The sequence below is a fragment of the Dysgonomonas sp. ZJ709 genome (genome assembly GCF_011039195.1).
In the GTDB taxonomy this organism is placed as follows: Bacteria; Bacteroidota; Bacteroidia; order Bacteroidales; family Dysgonomonadaceae; genus Dysgonomonas.
In genome coordinates, this window is record NZ_JAAKEM010000024.1 from 1 (window position 1) to 20,692 (window position 20,692).

General features: G+C 35.6%; 14 protein-coding genes and 1 tRNA gene. 10 read left to right on the plus strand and 5 right to left on the minus strand.

Features of this window, described 5'->3' with window-relative positions; translation table 11 throughout:
* Positions 1-121: 121 nt before the first annotated feature.
* Positions 122-195 (minus strand) — tRNA-Arg (locus G7Y56_RS14160).
* A gap of 454 nt (positions 196-649) precedes the next feature.
* Between G7Y56_RS14160 and mutA the strand changes: the two genes are divergently transcribed.
* The 3 genes from mutA to G7Y56_RS18880 all read left to right on the plus strand — a co-directional run bounded on the left by mutA (position 650) and on the right by G7Y56_RS18880 (position 5,203).
* Positions 650-2,542, plus strand: a complete 1,893-nt coding sequence (gene mutA, locus G7Y56_RS14165) for a methylmalonyl-CoA mutase small subunit (protein WP_165044434.1) — start codon at positions 650-652, stop codon at positions 2,540-2,542.
* Positions 2,543-2,575: 33 nt separating this feature from the next.
* Entirely contained in the window at positions 2,576-4,723 is a 2,148-nt protein-coding gene (gene scpA, locus G7Y56_RS14170) for a methylmalonyl-CoA mutase (protein WP_165021937.1), read from the plus strand.
* A gap of 93 nt (positions 4,724-4,816) precedes the next feature.
* The gene (locus tag G7Y56_RS18880) at positions 4,817-5,203 is read left to right on the plus strand and encodes an RDD family protein (RefSeq protein ID WP_165044436.1); all 387 of its coding nucleotides are present in this window, start codon (positions 4,817-4,819) and stop codon (positions 5,201-5,203) included.
* A 155-nt stretch (positions 5,204-5,358) separates the two neighbouring features.
* Here G7Y56_RS18880 and G7Y56_RS14180 read toward each other — a convergent pair whose 3' ends face one another.
* The gene (locus G7Y56_RS14180; RefSeq protein ID WP_165044438.1) at positions 5,359-6,585 is read right to left on the minus strand and encodes an HD domain-containing protein; all 1,227 of its coding nucleotides are present in this window, start codon (positions 6,583-6,585) and stop codon (positions 5,359-5,361) included.
* Positions 6,586-6,733: 148 nt separating this feature from the next.
* Here G7Y56_RS14180 and G7Y56_RS14185 point away from each other — a divergent pair, with 148 nt between their 5' ends.
* Entirely contained in the window at positions 6,734-7,588 is an 855-nt protein-coding gene (locus G7Y56_RS14185; RefSeq protein WP_255498766.1) for a TerC family protein, read from the plus strand.
* A 122-nt stretch (positions 7,589-7,710) separates the two neighbouring features.
* Here the strand turns inward: G7Y56_RS14185 and G7Y56_RS14190 are convergent, their stop codons facing one another.
* Together G7Y56_RS14190 and G7Y56_RS14195 are read right to left on the minus strand one after the other, a co-directional pair.
* A complete protein-coding gene (locus G7Y56_RS14190; protein WP_165044440.1) occupies positions 7,711-8,787 on the minus strand; it encodes an acyltransferase in 1,077 nt (358 codons plus the stop codon).
* Positions 8,788-9,027: 240 nt separating this feature from the next.
* Complete coding sequence (locus tag G7Y56_RS14195) at positions 9,028-10,005, minus strand: hypothetical protein (RefSeq protein ID WP_165044442.1); 978 nt, start codon at positions 10,003-10,005, stop codon at positions 9,028-9,030.
* Between the two features lie 173 nt (positions 10,006-10,178).
* Here G7Y56_RS14195 and G7Y56_RS14200 point away from each other — a divergent pair, with 173 nt between their 5' ends.
* Positions 10,179-11,072: an AraC family transcriptional regulator gene (locus tag G7Y56_RS14200; protein WP_165044444.1), complete on the plus strand. Its 894-nt coding sequence runs from the start codon at positions 10,179-10,181 to the stop codon at positions 11,070-11,072.
* A gap of 49 nt (positions 11,073-11,121) precedes the next feature.
* Here the strand turns inward: G7Y56_RS14200 and G7Y56_RS14205 are convergent, their stop codons facing one another.
* Positions 11,122-13,341 carry a glycosyl hydrolase gene (locus G7Y56_RS14205; protein ID WP_255498767.1) on the minus strand — a complete coding sequence of 740 codons (2,220 nt, stop codon included), beginning with the start codon at positions 13,339-13,341 and terminating at the stop codon, positions 11,122-11,124.
* Positions 13,342-13,633: 292 nt separating this feature from the next.
* Here G7Y56_RS14205 and G7Y56_RS14210 point away from each other — a divergent pair, with 292 nt between their 5' ends.
* The 5 genes from G7Y56_RS14210 to G7Y56_RS14230 all read left to right on the plus strand — a co-directional run bounded on the left by G7Y56_RS14210 (position 13,634) and on the right by G7Y56_RS14230 (position 20,638).
* The gene (locus tag G7Y56_RS14210) at positions 13,634-15,985 is read left to right on the plus strand and encodes a cation:proton antiporter (RefSeq protein ID WP_165044446.1); all 2,352 of its coding nucleotides are present in this window, start codon (positions 13,634-13,636) and stop codon (positions 15,983-15,985) included.
* 433 nt (positions 15,986-16,418) lie between these two features.
* Positions 16,419-17,594, plus strand: a complete 1,176-nt coding sequence (locus tag G7Y56_RS14215; RefSeq protein WP_255491372.1) for a hypothetical protein — start codon at positions 16,419-16,421, stop codon at positions 17,592-17,594.
* Positions 17,595-17,663: 69 nt separating this feature from the next.
* On the plus strand, positions 17,664-18,881 hold the full coding sequence (locus tag G7Y56_RS14220; protein ID WP_165021906.1) for a glycine betaine/L-proline ABC transporter ATP-binding protein: 1,218 nt from the start codon (positions 17,664-17,666) through the stop codon (positions 18,879-18,881).
* 45 nt (positions 18,882-18,926) lie between these two features.
* Positions 18,927-19,808 (plus strand): proline/glycine betaine ABC transporter permease, encoded by an 882-nt coding sequence (locus tag G7Y56_RS14225; RefSeq protein ID WP_165021904.1) that lies wholly within the window; start codon positions 18,927-18,929, stop codon positions 19,806-19,808.
* Positions 19,808-20,638 (plus strand): glycine betaine ABC transporter substrate-binding protein, encoded by an 831-nt coding sequence (locus G7Y56_RS14230; RefSeq protein ID WP_165044448.1) that lies wholly within the window; start codon positions 19,808-19,810, stop codon positions 20,636-20,638. The genes G7Y56_RS14225 and G7Y56_RS14230 overlap by 1 nt, the downstream gene beginning before the upstream one ends.
* The last annotated feature ends 54 nt before the right edge of the window (positions 20,639-20,692 follow it).

Sequence of the window (20,692 nt, forward strand, 5' to 3'; positions counted from 1 at the left end):
TCGGCATTTAAATGGCTGATTATGTCTTGGGGAGAGAATAAAAAAAACTCCCTAAGAATCTATCTTAGAGAGTTTTGTCTTGTTTTGTCAGAAATAAGTCGTTGATTTTCTGATCTTTATGTGATCCGGCTAGGATTCGAACCTAGGACCCTCAGCTTAGAAGGCTGATGCTCTATCCAGCTGAGCTACCGGACCATCTTTTGCTTAATAGCGAGTGCAAAGATAGTATTTTTTGAATAAATAAAAATAATTTAAGCGAAAAGTTTCACATTTTGTTTCTACGAAAGGGACTAAAATAAGAATATGTAAATTTAGGAGGCTTAAAATCAGCAGGTAATCTGCTTTTTTCTAAAAGATCGAGACCATATTTCTAAGATATCACGAAGTGACTACAACTCAAAAATGTTATTGAAGACTGTTATATGTCTTTCGATTCCTCAAAATATGCCTTTTTAAACAAATTATACCTTAAAAAGCTTTATTAACCAAACAAAATATTTTACTTTTGTGTTGCCTTTCAAAAAAGGTAACTGTTTGAATTTAAGCACTTATAAATATAATTTATACACACATAGATAATGGTGTTGCAATAGATTAAGAATCAATAAAATACAAGATATACCTATACATTAAAACAAATTTAAAAATCATGGCTAATCAAAAAGAAAAGCTTTTTTCAAATTTCCCTCCAGTCTCTACCGAAGAGTGGATGGCGAAAATCACTGCCGATCTGAAAGGTGCTGACTTTGAGAAAAAACTCGTTTGGAGAACAAATGAAGGTTTTAACGTGAACCCGTTTTACAGAAATGAAGACATTGAGGGTTTAAATACGCTTGAATCTCTTCCCGGTGTATTCCCTTACGTTCGTGGAACTAAAAAAGACAACGACTGGTATACACGACAAGACATTAATGTTATAGACTTTAAAGCAGCAAATGCTAAAGCCTTAGATGTTCTGAACAAAGGTATCACTTCTCTTTCTTTTGCAATAAAGAGCGAAGAAGTAACAGCAGACAACATCAAGACATTATTGAAAGACATTTGTCCTGAAGCAGTAGAACTGAATTTCTCTACATGTCATAAGAAATCTGTGGAATTGACTAAGATCGTAGCCGATTACTACAAAGAACTGGATGTGGATGTAATGAAATGCTTTGGCTCTATCAACTATGATGCATTCAAACCTCTATTAAAAAAAGGTCGGGATTGTGGTGATTGGGTAGAACAAGCTGCAACTATAGTAAAAGCTTCGGCTTCACTCCCACGTTTCCGTGTACTAAGCGTAAATGCTCATCTTACAAGTGATGGTGGTGCATACATTTATCAGGAATTAGGATATGCGCTGGCCAACGGAAATCAACTATTAAGTAAACTTATCGAAGCTGGATTAGATGCCGCACTTGTTGCTAAAAAGATCAAATTCAATTTTGGTATTAGCGGCAACTATTTCATGGAAATAGCTAAGTTTAGAGCCGCACGATGGTTATGGGCCGAAATTGTTGATGCTTACCAACCACTTTGCAACCACGACTGTCCTAACAAATCAGAAGGAGGTATTTGTCGTTGTGCTGCTAAAATTTATACACATGCTCAAACATCTATGTTTAATAAGACTATTTATGATGCGCATGTAAACTTACTTCGTACTCAGACAGAAGCAATGTCTGCAACTCTCGCAGGCGTTAACTCTCTGACTGTACGTCCGTTTGACGAAACTTATAAAGAATCAGACGACTTCTCTGAAAGAATTGCTCGTAATCAGCAATTACTTCTGAAAGAAGAGTGTCATTTTGATAAAGTGACTGATCCGTCTGCAGGTTCTTACTATATTGAAAATTTAACTGTTTCAATAGCTGAACAAGCTTGGAAGTTATTCCTTGAAGTAGACGAACTAGGATTCTACGACGCATTGAAAGCTAACACTGTTCAAACTGCGGTAAAAGCTTCGGCTAACAATCGAGTTAAAGCATTGGCTACTCGACGTGAAGTGCTATTGGGAACTAATCAATATCCTAATTTTACTGAAGTTGCTGCAAGCAAAATAATGAAAGAAACTTCAGGTTGTGGTTGTGGATGTTCTTCGGAAGGTGCTCCATACGAAGCATTACCTGCCGATCGTCTCGCTACTTCATACGAAGAACTTCGTCTTGCAACAGAAAAATCGGGTAAAACCCCAACTGTATTTATGTTAACTATCGGAAATCTGGGTATGCGCCTTGCACGTTCTCAGTTCTCAGCTAACTTCTTCGGTTGCGCAGGATATAAAATTGTTGACAATTTAGGATTTGATACAGTAGAAGCTGGTGTAAAAGCTGCTCGCGAAAAGAAAGCAGATATTATTGTACTTTGTTCAAGTGATGATGAATATGCAACATTTGCTCCGGAGGCATACAATTTAGTGAAAGGAAAAGAAATCTTCGTAGTAGCAGGTGCTCCTGCTTGTACAGAAGAACTTAAAGCTCAAGGTATCGAAAACTTTGTGAATGTAAAAAGTAATGTACTTGAAACATTAAAAAGCTTTAGCTCTAAATTGGGAATCTAATAAATTAATAGCGAACAGCATAAAAAAAATAGTATGAAACCAAATTTTAAAAATATAGACATCAAACAATCCGGATTTGCAGCCATAGACGCGGCAAAATGGGTTGCTGATAACGGTATCGAGGCTACTTGGAAAACACCTGAACTTATCCCGGTTAAGCCTGTTTATACGAAAGAAGACCTTGAAGGCATGGAGCATTTGAACTATGCATCGGGTATTCCTCCATTCTTACGCGGACCATACTCTGGTATGTACGCTATGCGTCCTTGGACAATCCGTCAGTATGCAGGATTTTCTACAGCAAGCGAATCAAATGCATTCTACCGTCGTAACCTTGCATCAGGACAAAAAGGCCTTTCTGTAGCATTCGACCTTGCTACACACCGTGGATATGATGCAGATCATCCTCGTGTAGTTGGTGACGTTGGTAAAGCCGGTGTATCTATTTGCTCGGTAGAAGATATGAAAGTACTATTCGATGGTATTCCATTGAACCAAATGTCAGTATCTATGACAATGAATGGTGCAGTACTTCCTATTCTTGCTTTTTATATCAATGCAGGATTAGAACAAGGTGCTAAGCTGGAAGAAATGGCTGGTACAATTCAAAACGATATTCTAAAGGAATTCATGGTGCGTAACACATATATCTACCCACCAGAATTCTCAATGCAAATCATTGCTGATATATTTGAATATACATCTCAAAAGATGCCTAAGTTCAACTCTATCTCTATTTCGGGCTATCACATGCAAGAAGCAGGTGCAACAGCAGACATCGAGTTAGCTTATACACTTGCCGATGGTATGGAATATCTTAAAGCAGGTATCGATGCAGGTATCGGAGTAGATGCCTTCGCTCCTCGCCTATCGTTCTTCTGGGCAATCGGAATGAACCATTTCATGGAGATTGCTAAAATGCGTGCAGGACGTTTGTTATGGGCTAAGATCGTTCAAAGCTTTGGAGCTAAGAATCCTAAGTCGCTTGCACTGCGTACTCACTCTCAAACATCAGGATGGTCGTTGACTGAGCAAGATCCATTTAATAATGTTGGGCGTACATGTATTGAAGCTATGGCTGCCGCTCTTGGACATACGCAATCACTTCATACTAATGCATTAGATGAAGCTATTGCATTGCCTACAGACTTCTCGGCGCGTATTGCTCGTAATACCCAGATATATATCCAAGAGGAAACTCAAATATGTAAAGAGATTGACCCTTGGGCAGGTTCTTTTTATGTAGAAACTATGACTAATGAACTTGTTCATAAAGCATGGGATCTGATCCAAGAAGTTCAAAAACTTGGTGGTATGGCAAAAGCAATCGAAACAGGTCTGCCTAAGATGCGTATCGAAGAAGCTGCTGCTCGTACGCAAGCTAAGATTGATTCGGGACAACAAACTATTATAGGTGTTAACAAATATCGCCTTGAGAAAGAAGATCCGATCGATATTCTTGATGTTGATAATACTGAAGTACGTCGTCAACAAATAGAACGTCTCGAAGAACTAAGATCTAAACGTGATAACGAGGCTGTGAAGAAAGCACTTGCTGCCATTACAGAATGTGTTAAGACAAAAGAAGGTAACTTGCTAGAACTTGCTGTTGAAGCAGCTCGTGTTCGTGCAACATTGGGAGAAATATCTGATGCTTGCGAAGAAGTAGTAGGTCGTTACAAAGCAATAATTAGAACTATTTCAGGCGTGTATTCATCAGAAACTAAAAAAGACCCTACGTTCCAAGAAGCTTGTGAACTAGTGGAACAATTCGCGAAGAAAGAAGGTCGTCAACCACGTATCATGATTGCCAAAATGGGGCAAGATGGTCACGACCGTGGAGCTAAAGTTGTTGCAACAGGTTATGCTGACTGCGGATTCGATGTAGATATGGGACCATTGTTCCAAACTCCCGAAGAAGCTGCCCGCCAAGCTGTTGAAAATGATGTGAATGTTCTTGGTGTTTCTTCTCTTGCTGCCGGTCACAAAACACTTGTGCCTCAAGTAATGGAAGAGCTTAAGAAACTTGGTCGCGAAGATATTATTGTAATTGCCGGAGGAGTAATTCCTGCACAGGATTATGATTACCTTTACAAAGCTGGTGTTGCCGCTATCTTTGGCCCTGGAACATCTGTTGCAAAAGCTGCTGTTCAAATGATGCAGATTTTACTAGCTGAGTAAAATAATGTAAATACTATATATAGGAAGGTCGCTCCCAATGGAAGCGACCTTCTTTACTTATATTACATTGTCATAAATTTAGATGTTTTTAGAATGGATAACTCACTATTATCAAGACGAATTAAAGCCATTATCATTGATTTCTTTATTCTATTTATTCTTACGATTGTATTACTAGTAATCATTCTAATAGTAAATAAAGATAAGTATGATTTCATTTATTGTTATGCATTATTAATGTGTATCGTCTACTCCACATGTTTCTTGAAGGATATTATTGGTGGCCAAAGTCTAGGAAAGCGAATATATAAATTACAAGTTAAGAATGACAAAGGAAAAGTTCCTCCAACTAAAATACTAATATTAAGAAATATATTTGTTTTTATATACCCTATTGAAATTATATTATGTTTTGTAAATAATGGACGTAGATTGGGAGATATTATATTAAAAACTAAAGTTACTGACAAAGATTCTTAAGGATAATACATTCATATTTTGCTGTAAAGATAACAGCTAGTTTCAATCATCAATTTAGGATGGTTGTTGTGATATTAAACTTCGTAATAACGTATTTATAAATACAATATCTGCAAATTTTTTGTATTTATTATAGAATGACCTTTATGCTAAATCTATAATTTCAAATACGTAAAATAATATTTTTCAACTTTTTTTGCTAATAGCTGAATATTGAGCATATCCGAAGCCTCCGATATATCTTTTATAGAGCCATCATTATATAATATATCGATACTATCGTTTACTTCATTATACATATTAGACGAGATAACATCACACGACAATAGGTAAGAAGCTTCATGTGCATCAATATTCAATGACTCCATATATTGGTTTATATACTGCTGTGTACGCTCCTGAGATTGTGGTTCGTTTGTTATTTCTATTTTGAATAGTTTTCTGTTGATCAGACAAGAACTAAGTTTAGATAAAACTTTATCTTCGTTATTAGACCAGACTTTGAGAGCGCACCATATATCGTTATCATCAAGATTTACGAAATGATTTAATACATCTTTATGATGTTGAGCAAAAAATGATTTATTAACCTCGTTCTCTAAGAAATATTGAAGATATGGCGATGCAAACAATGTTGTTCCATTACTTGATAGTTCCTTGGCTCTGGTAAAGGTTTTTATAAGCATCTTTTCAGCAGCTACGGCCGTTTTATGCAGATATACCTGCCAATACATCAATCGACGCGACATCAGAAAGTTTTCTATCGAATAAATACCTTTCGATTCAACGACCAATTTATCATTACGCAAATCAAGCATTTTAATAATACGGGCCGAACCAATATTTCCTTCAGTTACACCGGTAAAAAAACTATCGCGACGCAAATAATCGAGCCTATCCACATCCAACTGTCCACTCACTAGCTGATGCAAGAACTTTTTAGGGTATTCATTCTTGAAAATGGAGATACAAATATCTAATTGGCCATCTAATTCTTCATTTAGCCATTTCATCAACTCTAATGAGAATTCTTCGTGATGTATGCCATTGGTTAGTGTAAATTCTAATACATGAGAAAATGGACCATGCCCCACATCGTGTAGAAGGATACATGCCATCGCTCCATTGGCTTCCTCTAATGTTATTTCGTGTCCTTTAGCTCTTAGATTATGAATAGCTTCGTCCATCAAGTACATAGCTCCAATAGAATGATGCAAACGTGTGTGCTGTGCTCCCGGATATACAAATGATGCTAAACCTAGTTGTTTTATACGATTCAGTCGTTGCAGAAAGGGGTGCTGAATGAGACTGTATAAAAAATTATTAGGTATTGTTATAAAGCCAAATACGGGATCATTTATTATTTTTTTCTTATTGCTCATTATTCAGGAACGTTATTTTTTAGGATGACCAAAGATAAAGATATTTTTTCTGATTTGTGCCTATTCGTTTTTATTCAGATTAAATTACGAATTATGTAAAAATAGTAAATGATTTATATGAGTACTGATAATCTTCTTTATTAAATTTGTGGAAAAATTAATAGATAATATGGAAATCTTTGAAACCTTTCTCCTACCCAGTGCTTGGATAGCATTGTTGACTTTAAGTTTTCTCGAAATAGTTCTAGGTATCGATAATATCGTATTCCTATCTATTGTTTCGTCTAAGCTCCCGGCAAATGAGCAACCTAAAGCACGTGCCGTAGGTCTTACTTTAGCCATGCTTTTCCGTATTGCATTATTGTTCTGTATATCTTGGCTAATGAAATTGACTAAGCCTATTTTTACATTCGATCTCGAATGGTTAAGTGGTTATATATCAGGTCAAGGTATTATAATATTAATAGGTGGATTATTTCTTTTATATAAGAGTGTAACTGAAATTCATCACAAACTGGAAGGTGAAGAAGAGGGTGCACATGGCAATGTTCGTAAGCATAGTTTTGCGGGAGTTATTGCTCAGATTGTGGCATTAGATATCGTATTCTCGTTCGATAGTGTTCTTACCGCTGTAGGGCTCGTTAGTTTCAATGAGTTTGGTTATGTAGGTGCTATGACTATCATGGTCACAGCTGTTGTTATAGCCGTTCTGATTATGCTTTTATTCTCCGGTCCTGTTAGCAAGTTCGTAAATGAGCATCCGACTATACAAATGCTAGGATTATCTTTCCTTATACTAATCGGGGTGATGCTATTAGTTGAGGCTGCACATTTGTCTGACCTGTCAATATTTGGAAGTACCGTAGGTGAAATTCCTAAAGGGTATATCTATTTTGCTATTGCATTCTCATTATTGGTAGAAGTGTTAAATATGAAGCTAAGAAAAAAATCAAAACCTGTTAAGCTGCACGATTCTAAATTGATAGAGAAGGAAGAAAAGTAAGAATTATATACATGAGAAACGTTGGTTATTTGTATCGCAAAATATAAATGACCAACGTTTCTTTTTTTACATTGTTTTCTAAAAGCTAAGATAACTTCTTTACAATGTTCAACCAATGGCGGTTAAAATCCAAGGTACTTCTTCGAAAAAGGCAAAGATACCTTGCGGCAAACCCATATAAATGCCATCGAAAGTAACAGTGATAAAACGGTTTCAACCAGCCAATGTATATGTGGATTGACAGCCTTAATAACAAACAGTAAGAAATATAAATGAATAAGATAAATCCCGTATGAGTACTCTCCGGCAGTATTAATGAATCGGGTAAAGGCGTTTGATTTGTAAGTATCTACTGCCTCAAACATCAATAGAAGGCAAACCACACAATAAATGATCCACGAAAACTTTCGATTACCCATAGCTGCCGGAAGGTTATATCCCAGATCGATTACCATATAGTAGGTTTCAGTATAAAGTACAGGTACGAGTAAAAGAGCAATTACAGCTAACATTTTCCACGAAAAGCCAAAACGATATCCTTTACCATAAAATACTCCAATTACGAAGTAGAGAGTCCAGAAAGGAAAAAGCCCACCATAAACAATGAGAGAAAGATTGATCTGGGCAATGTAAACAATATAATAAAGAACAACAGTACTAACAAAGGAAATAGCAAAAGCTATCGAAAGCCCGACTACTTTTTTGTTAGCTAGCCATTGCATTATTGGTAAAAGAAAATAAAATTGAATAATCACAGCAGCAAAGTAGAACACACCTTTGGCACAGACCAAATAATACAGGATGTTGTCTATGATGTTTCCATCCCTACAGATCAACCAACGTTTGGTACAGACTTCAATAAAAGAGTTGTTCATTCCCAAACTCTTGCAAATTCCCCAATATAGAAATGGAAGTGAGAATATAAGGCAGGGAATATAAACGCGCGCCACTTGCTTACGTAAAAATTGCCTATATTTTGCAAATGACGAAACATCCTTGTTGGCCAGAAAGAAACCCGACAAAGCAAGAAACATAGGTACGCAACAGCCGATAAGTTGGCGGATAAAAATATTGATGTCGAACATTGTTATACCTGTTTCTTTTAGGTAATCTTGGTAAGACCAAAAGGCATGGATACCTATTACACCGATAATCGCGACCCCACGAAGGAAATCATAATACTCAATTCGTTTGTTCATAACGATATAAAATTAATTCGACCGCCAACAATAATTTGCAAATATGAATTTTGAGAAAAAGACAAGTGAAAAAGGAATATGTCTGGCTCACAATATATAGATTTAACTAGTTAAAGATAAAAATAATAAAGACATACCAGTATGTTTTTATTATTTATTTTAACACAGGAAAACTTATCTGTATATAGCGAAAGACAAATTTAGAAAGAGGTGCTTTTTCTCTATGTACATAGTGATTCTTCAAAATATATTATACGAGAATCCGACATTCAAGAAGGGTGTCATCGGTTGTTTAAACTTTATGTAAGGATCACCATCTATACCTTTTCGGTTAGTGCCGTAAAGACCTCCACTGATTAATGCAGATCCTCCACTCCGTGCGATCAGATAGAAGCGTTTGTTTATAATGTATTCATAAACAATTTCGGGCTTAATGACTGTTCTATTAAAGAAAGAGACTTCCGGTATACCTTTCATCCCCGGCTTCATATAAAAGTGTTCACTTCCCAGTGATGCACCCATAGAGAAACGATGATTATTAGGCTGATAGCGAATATAAGATCTGCTAGGTAATGTGAGATCGATACTCCAATCGGGAGTGAATTGATGTGTATATGCGATAATGGGTATTACCGGTATCTTTTCGTAAAGTGTCATGCCAAACAATCCGGCACTAAAGCTGGTTGTGGGTGATTGTTTAAATATCATTATGGCTGAAAATATGCCTTGTGCTTTTCCGAATCCTTTATTCCATCCGTCACCAAAGGCGGTTGCGATCAAGATTAGAGGTTTACCTGCAATTCTTGTACGATAGGTTCCTGCCAGTGTCCCTTCGTAGTAGTTATAGCCATCATCGTTTTGCGAAAATATAGCTGATTTACCTCCGTTTACATTATTGTTTGCTTCGAACTGATAAGAATTGAATTGTCCGTTAGCATAGAGAGAGAAGTTCTTGAGCAATAAGACAGGAACTGTTACTGAAAATTTCACTGTATTTATGTGGCGAAACTCTCCATTCTCTATTTCCTTGCCATTCTGCATCAATGTATAATCGTGGAAGGGTGTTTTCTCCCAATATAAGTTGAATGTACGGGCTTCCGAGAAATTACGTGCAATATATCTTCTGACTCCTTGCTTCACACTATCGGTTGGAGTTTGGCCGGTGGTGGTAGTTGTTAGTATTAACAGTATTATTAAACAGATTGCTGATTGTCTCATTGAATTTTTAGTAGTTAGTATACAATAGGTGTTCACTCATTTTTTGTGTGGCAAAGTTCATATTTATTCACTTTCTAATCTGTCACAAATGACTGTTATTATATCCAAAAGGATGGAATAGTATATAATAAAAGAAATAAGTAGATATATTTGTTGAACTAAAAGTCGTTTTTATGATAGATAAGATTAGGGATGTAAAAGCCAAAACTGTTTTAGATCATTCTTCAGCAGATTCATTGTCGGATAAGTTTTTCATTTTTGAAAGTTATGGCAAGGATACCGAAGGACCCACTCGGGCAATTGCCACCGATTATCCTGTCAGGTTAGATATTATGATTGCTGTTGTTTGTCAGGAAGGTTCTTTAAGTACTAATGTCGGTTATAGTAATTATGTAATCCGTAAAAACGATTTTATAATTATACATCCTCAGAAAGTATTTCAGGTAATGGAAGTAAGTGACGATTTTAAATCTAAAGTTATATGTCTGAAACCCGGATTTTTTGATTTTAGCAGCGACCAGTATAATTTCAATGTGAAGAATATGTTAAGGGAATATCTCTGCTATTCTTTACCTCCTTCCAAGATGGAATTATTCTCTGTTCTGTTCTGTTATATGGAGGATGTAATAGGAGATAAGAATAATATATATCGTAAGCAGATGGTATATAACTATTTGAATATACTTTTCTGTGAAATTTCTAATTTGTTAATAATCGAGAATGAAAATAACAAGAAAAATGTTCCAAATCCGAGTGAAGAGATTTTCCGTAAGTTTATGAGAGACATTGAAACTAACTTCCAAAAAGAAAGAAATGTTGGTTTTTATGCTCAGAAAAGTCATTTAACACCTAAATATTTTTCAACAGTTATATTTAAATTGACTGGTAAACACGCTAAGGAATGGATTGACGAATATACTATCCTCGAAGCTAAAGCCATGCTAAAATCAACTTATGTAAACATTCAACAGTTAAGTTATGAATTGAATTTTGCGACGCCATCACATTTCGGCAGATATTTTAAGCATCATACGGGTGTTTCACCACGGAAATATCGTAATGATTAAAGGATATCTCCCTTCTTCTATTAAAGAAGGGAGATTAGACTGTAATAGATCATATTACTTTTAAAAAAATGGATTTTATTGGGTCGACATGTAAGTCAACAACAGTACACTGTTCTCCATTAATATCCTGCAATTTATATTTTGCTTTACTTATTTCTCCTGTATGAGGATTCCATAATTCAAGTTTTTTTGTTCCTTTTATTATAACTTGTCCATCAAAAGCTGTTGAAATTGGATTTGCGAAAAAGTACACATCGTTCTTCCCTTTTTTATGTATATAATGAAGTACCTGTTCCGATGGGAAATTTACATCGTAGGTCTGTCCGGAATATTTCAGAGCACTAAGCAATGTGCTTTTATTAGGTTGTTGAACAAAAAATATTTTTCCTCCTTTATTATTTGCCGAAGAAATACCATTAGGCAATATTTCAGCCATTATTTCTCTCACCCTCGAATCTTTATTGAATTGCGCAGCCCTTTCAGGAAGTTGAGTTGTAAAGATAATCGTTCCACCAAGATCATAAAAAGCCTTGATTTTTTCTAAGTTGTCTATATTGATCACTAAAGCTGAAGGTATAATTAAGACTTTCATAGATATACTCTCCTTTTTGTAAGGCATTATTAATTGCTTATCTTTTATAATACACCTTTCGGAAAGAACTTCGGGATGTAAATAAATATGATCTAAACCAATTTCATTCGATAATAAACGGCTCACTTCCAAATAATCCATATCAGGAATTTCAACTCCTCCTTTATAATGTCCCAATGGACCATCTAAATAATTACCTGCTTGCATGGCAGCAATTGGGTAAAGTACGCCGACATCGGCAATTACTCTATCTTCATTTTGCAATACTAAGTTCAGGCGCGAGAGGTATTGATTGAATACAGGTAAAGAATCTTGGTAGATCGGATTGCGGTGCGAAAGTTCAGGAAGAAAAAATACACCTCTGGTTTTGTCGTTATACCATACTGCATGAGGAATAAGTACATTGATTCCTTTTGAATACTGATCCATAGCAATACTAAATATCTCGTTCCACGATATATTACCCATATCTCCGTATGTTTCAGACATAATTAAGTGATTATCCCAATTATACGCCGCAGAACTTACTATTTTAAGGAATTTTTCTGCCGGCCTATTTCCTCCTATCTTATCAATACCGGGAATTTCCTGATATTTAAAGCACTTCATTAGATCTCCCGATGTATTTACCGGATTTACCACCTCCTCATTATCTTGATGTCCTGTTGCTTTCACATTATGTGCTTTCGCCCATTCGCTGGATTCTTTGGGATAGCTTTCTGCAAAAAGCTGAGTACGAAAGCCAAAAAGATAATTACGAGCAGCAACAGTTTCTTTACCTATATCGTACCACAATGCAGGGTAGTATATGATCGGATCAAATCCGTAGCGATTTTGAAATTGCGCACGATATTTTGCAGTCCATATTCTACCTTGCGCCCTGTACATTGTTATTTCATCGAAGAATGTTCCGATAACTGTTTTGCCGAAGTGCTCTCCAAATCTCTTATAATATTGCTCCTGAGTCATACTTATGTATTTTTTTACTGACTCAGCATCTAAATAATCAACATTCGGGTCACCATCTTTTACTATGTAAAAACACATAACTTTCCAGTTTCCTTTAGGAGCGTTCCAGTCTAACGAACTGCCTTTAATGAGAGAAGAAATATTGATACGTTCCTGTGTTTCTATATTCATTGCAACTACACCTTCTATTATTCCTGTATCGGGTAGAGCTAAATGAAATTGGGAAGGTCCTGTAACTTCTTTCTCTAACTTGTCGAGTCTCTTGATTGTATGATCAGGGTATTTATTCATAAATCGTGGAGTATCGTCACCATTGATGGCTCCGCCACTCCCACTGGGGAATCCGTATTCGTCATAAATATCCAGATATACTCCTAAGTCTTTCGCTTTATTAATAGCAGTCTTATATACCTCAAAGTATTCTTCGGACAAATATTCTGGTTTGAATTTCTTCCCAAAAGGAAGAATTGAAAACCCTCCGTAACCACACTGATTCACAAATGCAGTCATTTGCTCTTCGATACCTGTATGTGTTACTGTTGTATCATTCCAAAACCAGAGTGGTTTTGGCCGATATTGCATGGACGGATTTTTGAAAGATTCTTTTGTCAGATAATTACTTTTAGATTGATTGTCATCCGCAATGATTCTTTGTCCGATAAATAAGGATATCACAATCATCAATAGGCTAAGACTTGTGTTTTTCATTTCAAATTATTTTCTAGATGGAACTTGATTTCAATCGTTGATAAAGATAAGCTACCTTTTATTATTAAAGTTATACTAATTGATCAATATATTTTGAATTATGACATTTGTAGTGATGAAAAGGATGTGTCATATTTCTTTTTTGTAATACTCGATGTCTAGTTTTATTTTCATAAATCATTTTTTTTTGATACTTTTAGAAACGAAATAATCTATTTAGTTGATAAACTAATAGAAATTGTATATAACTAGCTTTCGTATCCATACTTAAAAAACAAGCATAACATAGCAGATGACTCATTTACCTGATTTTATAAGTGACCTAGCCATCATCCTCATTACAGCAGGGATAGTAACTATCATATTTAAAAGACTGAAACAACCGGTTGTATTAGGATATATAGTTGCCGGATTTTTCGCAAGCCTTCATTTCAAAAGTTTAATCGAAAGTATAGTAAAGAAAACAACAGGTATATCAGAGAATGTTATAGCTGAATTTTTTAATCAGCTACCCGAAGTTTCAGATATGGCCAATGTCACTATCTGGGCCGAAATTGGGGTTATCTTCCTTCTATTTGCTTTGGGATTAGAATTTAGTTTCAAAAAGTTAATGGATGTCGGAGGTACAGCTTCTGTCGCAACGCTTATTAATCTGGGTTCAATGATTATTATAGGCTATGTTGTCGGTCAGTTTATGGGATGGTCTAAAATGGATAGTATATTTCTCGGTGGAATGTTGTCGATGTCTTCTACTACCATTATTATAAAAGCATTTAACGACATGTCGCTCCAGAAGAAGCGGTTTGCCGGGATTGTGTTTGGCATGCTTATCGTCGAAGATCTTGCCGCTATACTCATGATGGTATTGCTATCGACTTTGGCTGTCAGCAAGAATTTTGAAGGCACAGAGCTAGTTAATAGCATGCTTAAGTTGGTATTCTTTATGCTGATATGGTTTTTGGTCGGTATTTATATCATACCAACCATGCTGAAGAGACTAAAGAAATACCTTAATGATGAAACCTTATTGATTGTAGCGATTGGCTTATGCTTGGGGATGGTTTATTTTGCATCCAGTGTTGGATTCTCTGCTGCATTAGGAGCTTTCATTATGGGATCTATTTTGGCTGAAACTATAGAATCTAAGCATATAGAACATTTGGTTGAACCATTGAAAAATCTTTTTGGAGCAGTGTTTTTTGTATCAGTAGGTATGATGATAGATCCTCAAATAATTATTGCGTATGCTCCTACAATACTCCTACTTACGATAGTCGTTCTTATAGGACGCGTAATATTTGCAACGATTGGAGTTCTTGCGTCAGGGCAAGGTTTGAAAGTAGCAATACAATCAGGATTCAGCTTAGCGCAGATTGGTGAATTCTCATTTATTATCGCTACCCTAGGTATGAGTCTGGGGGTAATAAGCGAAAGATTATATCCTATGATTGTGGCAGTATCGGTTATTACTACATTTACTACACCTTATCTGATTAAGGCCGCAGATCCTGCTTATAATTGGCTTGAAAAGCGAATACCTGCTAAATGGGATAAACTTATACAAGGCTATGGAGCATCCAGCTATAAAACCATCAGTAAAGAAAACAACTGGAAGAAATTATTAAAGAGCATCATTTTTAATGTAATTATATACTTTACGATAAGTGTAGCTATAATGCTTATCAGCTACGAAATAGTCACACCTTTCATAATTAAATATACATCAAGCATCTGGGGAACTGTTTTAGACGCATTGATTACTCTTATATTGATGGCTCCTTTTATGAGAGCTCTCATAATGAAGAAGAACAGATCTACCGAATTTAAAACCTTGTGGAGAGCAAATGATCTCAATAAGGGAATACTCATATTTATTATTGCTCTGCGTATTATTATATGTATAGTATTGATTTCTACGACGATTATACCTTTATTCCAACAAGTGTCTCCTATATGGTTAGTTCTCATTGCTACGGTGTTAGTAATTGCTATAATCTTCTCTAAAGGTTTCAAAACACAGTCTCGATTACTTGAAGCTCGTTTTCTTGCAAATCTTCATAGAAAACAAATATTAGATGAGAAAAAGGCTGTCCTGCTTCCTACAGTTGCGAATGATCTCCGATCGAAAGAAATACATATAGAAGAAATTGAAATTCCTCAATCATCTCATAGCATTGGAAAAACTTTACGTGAATTGAATTTCAGGCAAAAGACTGGAGTTAATATTATCTCTATAATAAGAGGTACTCAGAAGATTAATATACCCGATGCAGAAGAACGTCTTTATCCATTTGACGTAATAGTTGTTGCAGGTTCGGACGATGAAATTCAAAAGCTTATTCAATCACTGGAAGAGCGTAAGCAAGATGCTATATTGAAAGAGTTAGAAAATACGCAACACCATATTGATTTATCTCAGTATACTATAAAAAAGAAATCTCCTCTTATCGGTAAATCTATTATTGAATTAGGCATAAGAGAAAATACCGAATGCATGGTAATTGGATTGGACAGAGATAATCAATCTATTACTGATTTTAAACCAACCTTAACTTTCGAAGTAGGTGACGTACTTTGGCTCGCCGGAGAGACAGATAAATTGGCTTTATTTGAGGAAAATATTAATGCTTCAGTAAATTCTTGAAGAAATAATTAGAAATAAATATAGCATTATTTATTTTCATCATTATGTGACCTAAATCTCTTGGTTACAATGATATATTACTATCTAAAATCTATTATTAATTTGATAATGAGATAGATTGCATTTAAATAAATTTCGACAAACCACTTTTTTTTCTTACCTTCGCCTCGATTGTAAGAGAATCTTATAATTATTCAGACTTGGTCATATCACTTTATTCTTGTCAAAAATCGTTTGGCAATGACCTATCGGAAAGTCTGAATTCTATTTATTAATAAAGCATAACGTCCGAGGACTCTGATAATCATTTGAGATGATTTGTCCCGTTATATCAGTTATGCACCTTAGTGTTTCAATTTCGATTTAACACTTTTGTAGTTCCTATTATATCTTACATGTAAGGTATAAGTGGATTTAGCAAACATATATCAATATGTTGAGAAAATTATTTTGTACTTATTTCTTTATTCTTTCGGTATCCTCTTTTACGTACGCTGATGAACCGGAAAAAAAAGATTTTCTTCGGATTGGCGGTGCTGTTCGTTTCAACACTGTGATTGAGAATTATGAGTCGAGTAATGATGCGCTTAACACATATATAAAAATGGATACTTGGTATCTGGCATTTGCTGCTCATAAAAAAGGATTTGATCTTAGTTTTCAATATCGTTTCTACCCCGAATCTAAGGTTCACTTTCTCCATCATGCTTATATTGGTTACCAAATTGACGAAAAATGGTATGCTAAATTGGGAGTATTTCAAAAACCATTTGGTATAGGTGATTTTGCGTCGCATTCGTGGTGGTTTCAGATTCCATATTATATGGGACTCGAAGATACTTACAATACTGGGTTGGGATTTAGCTATAGATACAACAAATTGACTTTCGAAGCCGCTTATTTTCGTCAGGCAGCACCAAAAGGGTTTATGCCATCTAATGTGGAAGATAACGCTGTTGGTAACAGCCGATTTTCTTATGCTGTCGTCCCTACTACTGGCTATGCAAACGGTGAATTGTTGGAGGCTAATATCCGGGAATTGGATCAATTTAATACTCGTATTCGTTATCAAATAACAAATTACTTAGAATTGGGTTTATCAGGACAATTGGGAAGTATCTATAACAAAGAACTAAACGAGAGAAATTGGGGTTTCACATGGGCTGCACATACTGTAGTAAATTATGGCAGATGGAATTTCAAAGGACAGATTATCGGATATGACTATAATGCAAAAGCCGATAATGGAGAGAAACTAGATATTCTGCAAATGGCTGCTTACGGAGCAGCCTACGATGTGGCTACTCAAGGCAAAATATATCTGGCAGGATTATCTTATATAATACCGATAAACAAGCGATTTGTTAAAAGTATTCAGCCATATATGGATTATTCCATCGTAGATAAAAGCAAGAAACAATATTATTCCACCCAGCATTTTATACCGGGAGTATTGATTGTATCAGGACCTGTTTATACACATATAGACTATGCTTTAGGGAAAAATCAACCGTGGCTGACGTCCAATTTTGGAGAAGGATTGGGCGAAGGGCAGAGTGATGCGCGATGGAATAGCCGCTTCAATATAAACATGGGTTATTACTTCTAACACGATCAAGCTATTTACAATAACACAACTATAAATATAAAATATATCTGAACATATATAATTTAAAATATGAATAAAATTGAGATAAAAAATTTGTACCTAATTTTTGGGCCGGCTAAGAAGCTAGCTATGAAAATGTTGAAAAGCGGAAGGTCTAAAAAAGAGATCCATGCTAAAACCAAATGTACGACAGCAGTAAACGACGTAAATCTGACCATTAATGAAGGTGAAATATTCGTTATTATGGGACTATCTGGTAGTGGTAAATCATCCTTGTTGAGATGCTTTAATATGCTTAATGTACCCACTTCTGGTTCGATATGTATAGATGGGGAGGATGTTACTAAAATGGATAAAAGTTCTTTATTAGATCTTCGCCGTCGTAAGATAGGAATGGTTTTCCAACATTTCGGTTTGTTGCCTCACCGTACTATTTTAGATAATGTGGCTTTTGGTTTGGAAACACAGGGTTTGTCGTTACAAGAAAGGAATAAAAAAGCAGAAGATGTTATAAAATTGGTTGGTCTTTCGGGATATGAGAACTCCTACCCTCACCAATTGAGTGGCGGAATGCAGCAGCGTGTAGGTATCGCCCGAGCAGTGGCTACCGATTCGCAGATCTTACTTATGGACGAAGCCTTTAGTGCTTTAGACCCATTAATAAGAAATCAGATGCAGGATGAATTGATAGAGATACAACAAAAACTTAAAAAGACGATTATATTTATTACTCATGATTTAGATGAAGCGCTAAAACTGGGTAACACAATCGCCATAATGAAAGATGGTGTAATTGTGCAGCAAGGTACATCGGAAGATATCTTAATGAATCCTGCGGATGATTATGTGAAAGCTTTTATCGGCAATGTCGATATGGCAAAGATTATAACGGCATCATCTATTCAGGAACCATTCAAAGCCCGTATACAACTTGGTAAAGATGGGCCCGCCTCGGCTCTGCGATTGATGGAACGCTTCCGTGTAATCTTTCTTCCTGTTGTCGACAAAAATAATTGCTTTAGAGGATATATACGGGAGAAAGATGTGCTTAAGAAAATAGAACTCAGAGACCAGGATATGGAATCTATTCTGATTGAAATACCAAAAGTACAAGAAGATAATTCCGTTTCGGATTTATTACCCTTATTTATCAATCAGAAATATCCTTTGGCTGTAGTTGATCAGCGCGACCGACCGGTGGGTTACATTCGTCATTCTGATGTAGTGTCTATGGTTACAGGATATGATAATGACGAAGTACAAACAATAATAGAAAATGCAAATTAAGATTTGCAATATTCAAACAGTCTCTAAAGACTAAATAATTAAAATATGGAAAGATTAAATATAGGAAAATATGTAGAGCAGTTTGTCGATTGGCTATCAGATGTGGGAACTCCCATTTTTCGGCAAATTACGATTATAATAGAAAATTGTGTAGATATATTACAAGAGGTGATGTTAGCGATACCTTTTTATGTGATAATATTATTATTTGCATTAGCTGCTTTTTTTATTAAAAGTAAAACGATTAAAAAATGTAAGATTACGAAAGAGAATGCAAATAATCTTTTGGGATTGCCTCTCTTTTGTATATTAGGGCTTACGCTTATTTATTTAATGGGATTTTGGGAAGAAACTATTGTAACATTCATATTGGTAGTTGTTGCAACACTGATTATTTTGTTGATAGGTATTCCACTGGGTATATGGTGTGCCCGCAATAAGAAAGCATACGCAGTTGTAAGGCCTATTCTCGATTTTATGCAGACAATGCCTGCTTTTGTATACCTTATTCCGGCTATTTTATTTTTTTCTGTTGGGAATGTGCCCGGAGTAATAGCAACAGTAATATTTTCTCTCCCTCCTGCTGTTAGGATGACAGCACTAGGTATAAAAGAAGTACCTAAAGAGATTGTAGAAGCTTCGGTTGCTTTTGGTTGTACTAAAGGACAAACATTGTGGAAAGTACAAATCCCACTGGCTATGACAACAATCTTGGCAGGCGTTAATCAGGTAATTATGCTTGCCTTATCTATGGTTGTTATCGCATCAATGGTCGGTGCAGGAGGGCTGGGTGAAAGTGTGTATGCAGGGATTCAACAAGCAGATGTTGCCCTTGGCTTCGAAGCTGGTTTATGTATTGTTATCTTAGCTATTATATTAGATCGGATGACGCAATCGGTGGGTCAAAAGAAGGAGGTAGCAAAGTGATGAAAAAATATCTATTATTATTGTTATTGCCTCTTTTCATTCTAGTTTCTTCGTGTGAACGTCGAACCAAACAAGATGTGTTAATATTATATCCTAACTGGGCAGATGGTATTTCGTTCACTTACCTGGCTAAGGTGATGCTGGAAGATAAAGGATATACTGTAAGGCTCAAAAGATTGGAACCGGGACCTATATTCGCTTCACTGTCACGTGGAGATGCAGATATTTATATGTGTGCATGGTTGCCTTATACACATAAAAATTATTGGGATCGCTACGAAAAGAAACTCGATGTATTAGGTACTATTTTTAATGATGGTATTACAGGTCTGGTTGTTCCCACCTATGTAGATATAAACTCAATTGAAGAATTGAATGAGAATAAAGATAAATTCGGAGAAAAAATATATGGTATAGCTTCCGGCGCAGGTATTTATAAGAATACAGAGATCGCAATTGAAGAATATCAGCTAGATTTCAAACAAATGGCATCATCAGAAACATCTATGATAACGGCATTAAAGAAAGCTGTGAACCATAGCGAGTGGATTGTAATAACAGGATGGAAGCCCCATTTTATATGGTCGGATTTTGCCCTGAAGCCCTTAGCTGATCCTAAAGGGGTATATCCAACTGATAGAATAGAAACTATATCTCGAAAGGGTTTTGCTAAAGATAAACCCGAATTAGCAAGTTTCTTTAGTAAGTTTTCATTGGACGAAAGGTTAGTAAATGAATTAATGAATGATGTTGCTATTGATCGAGATCCTGAAGTGGGAGCTAAGAAATTTTATGATAAACATAAAAGTGAGCTGAACTTTTTTGACTAAATTAAAAATTAGGATAATTAAACGATTTATATTGTTTAATTATCCTAATTTGAA

Excerpts from the sequence above, each read along its gene's own strand:
- G7Y56_RS14230 (WP_165044448.1), top strand. The coding sequence starts at position 19,808 with ATGAAAAAATATCTATTATTATTGTTATTGCCTCTTTTCATTCTAGTT.
- G7Y56_RS14225 (WP_165021904.1), top strand. The coding sequence starts at position 18,927 with ATGGAAAGATTAAATATAGGAAAATATGTAGAGCAGTTTGTCGATTGG.
- scpA (WP_165021937.1), top strand. The coding sequence starts at position 2,576 with ATGAAACCAAATTTTAAAAATATAGACATCAAACAATCCGGATTTGCA.
- G7Y56_RS14205 (WP_255498767.1), bottom strand. The coding sequence starts at position 13,341 with ATGAAAAACACAAGTCTTAGCCTATTGATGATTGTGATATCCTTATTT.
- G7Y56_RS14180 (WP_165044438.1), bottom strand. The coding sequence starts at position 6,585 with ATGAGCAATAAGAAAAAAATAATAAATGATCCCGTATTTGGCTTTATA.
- G7Y56_RS14195 (WP_165044442.1), bottom strand. The coding sequence starts at position 10,005 with ATGAGACAATCAGCAATCTGTTTAATAATACTGTTAATACTAACAACT.
- G7Y56_RS14200 (WP_165044444.1), top strand. The coding sequence starts at position 10,179 with ATGATAGATAAGATTAGGGATGTAAAAGCCAAAACTGTTTTAGATCAT.
- G7Y56_RS14210 (WP_165044446.1), top strand. The coding sequence starts at position 13,634 with ATGACTCATTTACCTGATTTTATAAGTGACCTAGCCATCATCCTCATT.
- G7Y56_RS14220 (WP_165021906.1), top strand. The coding sequence starts at position 17,664 with ATGAATAAAATTGAGATAAAAAATTTGTACCTAATTTTTGGGCCGGCT.
- G7Y56_RS18880 (WP_165044436.1), top strand. The coding sequence starts at position 4,817 with ATGGATAACTCACTATTATCAAGACGAATTAAAGCCATTATCATTGAT.
- mutA (WP_165044434.1), top strand. The coding sequence starts at position 650 with ATGGCTAATCAAAAAGAAAAGCTTTTTTCAAATTTCCCTCCAGTCTCT.
- G7Y56_RS14215 (WP_255491372.1), top strand. The coding sequence starts at position 16,419 with ATGTTGAGAAAATTATTTTGTACTTATTTCTTTATTCTTTCGGTATCC.
- G7Y56_RS14190 (WP_165044440.1), bottom strand. The coding sequence starts at position 8,787 with ATGAACAAACGAATTGAGTATTATGATTTCCTTCGTGGGGTCGCGATT.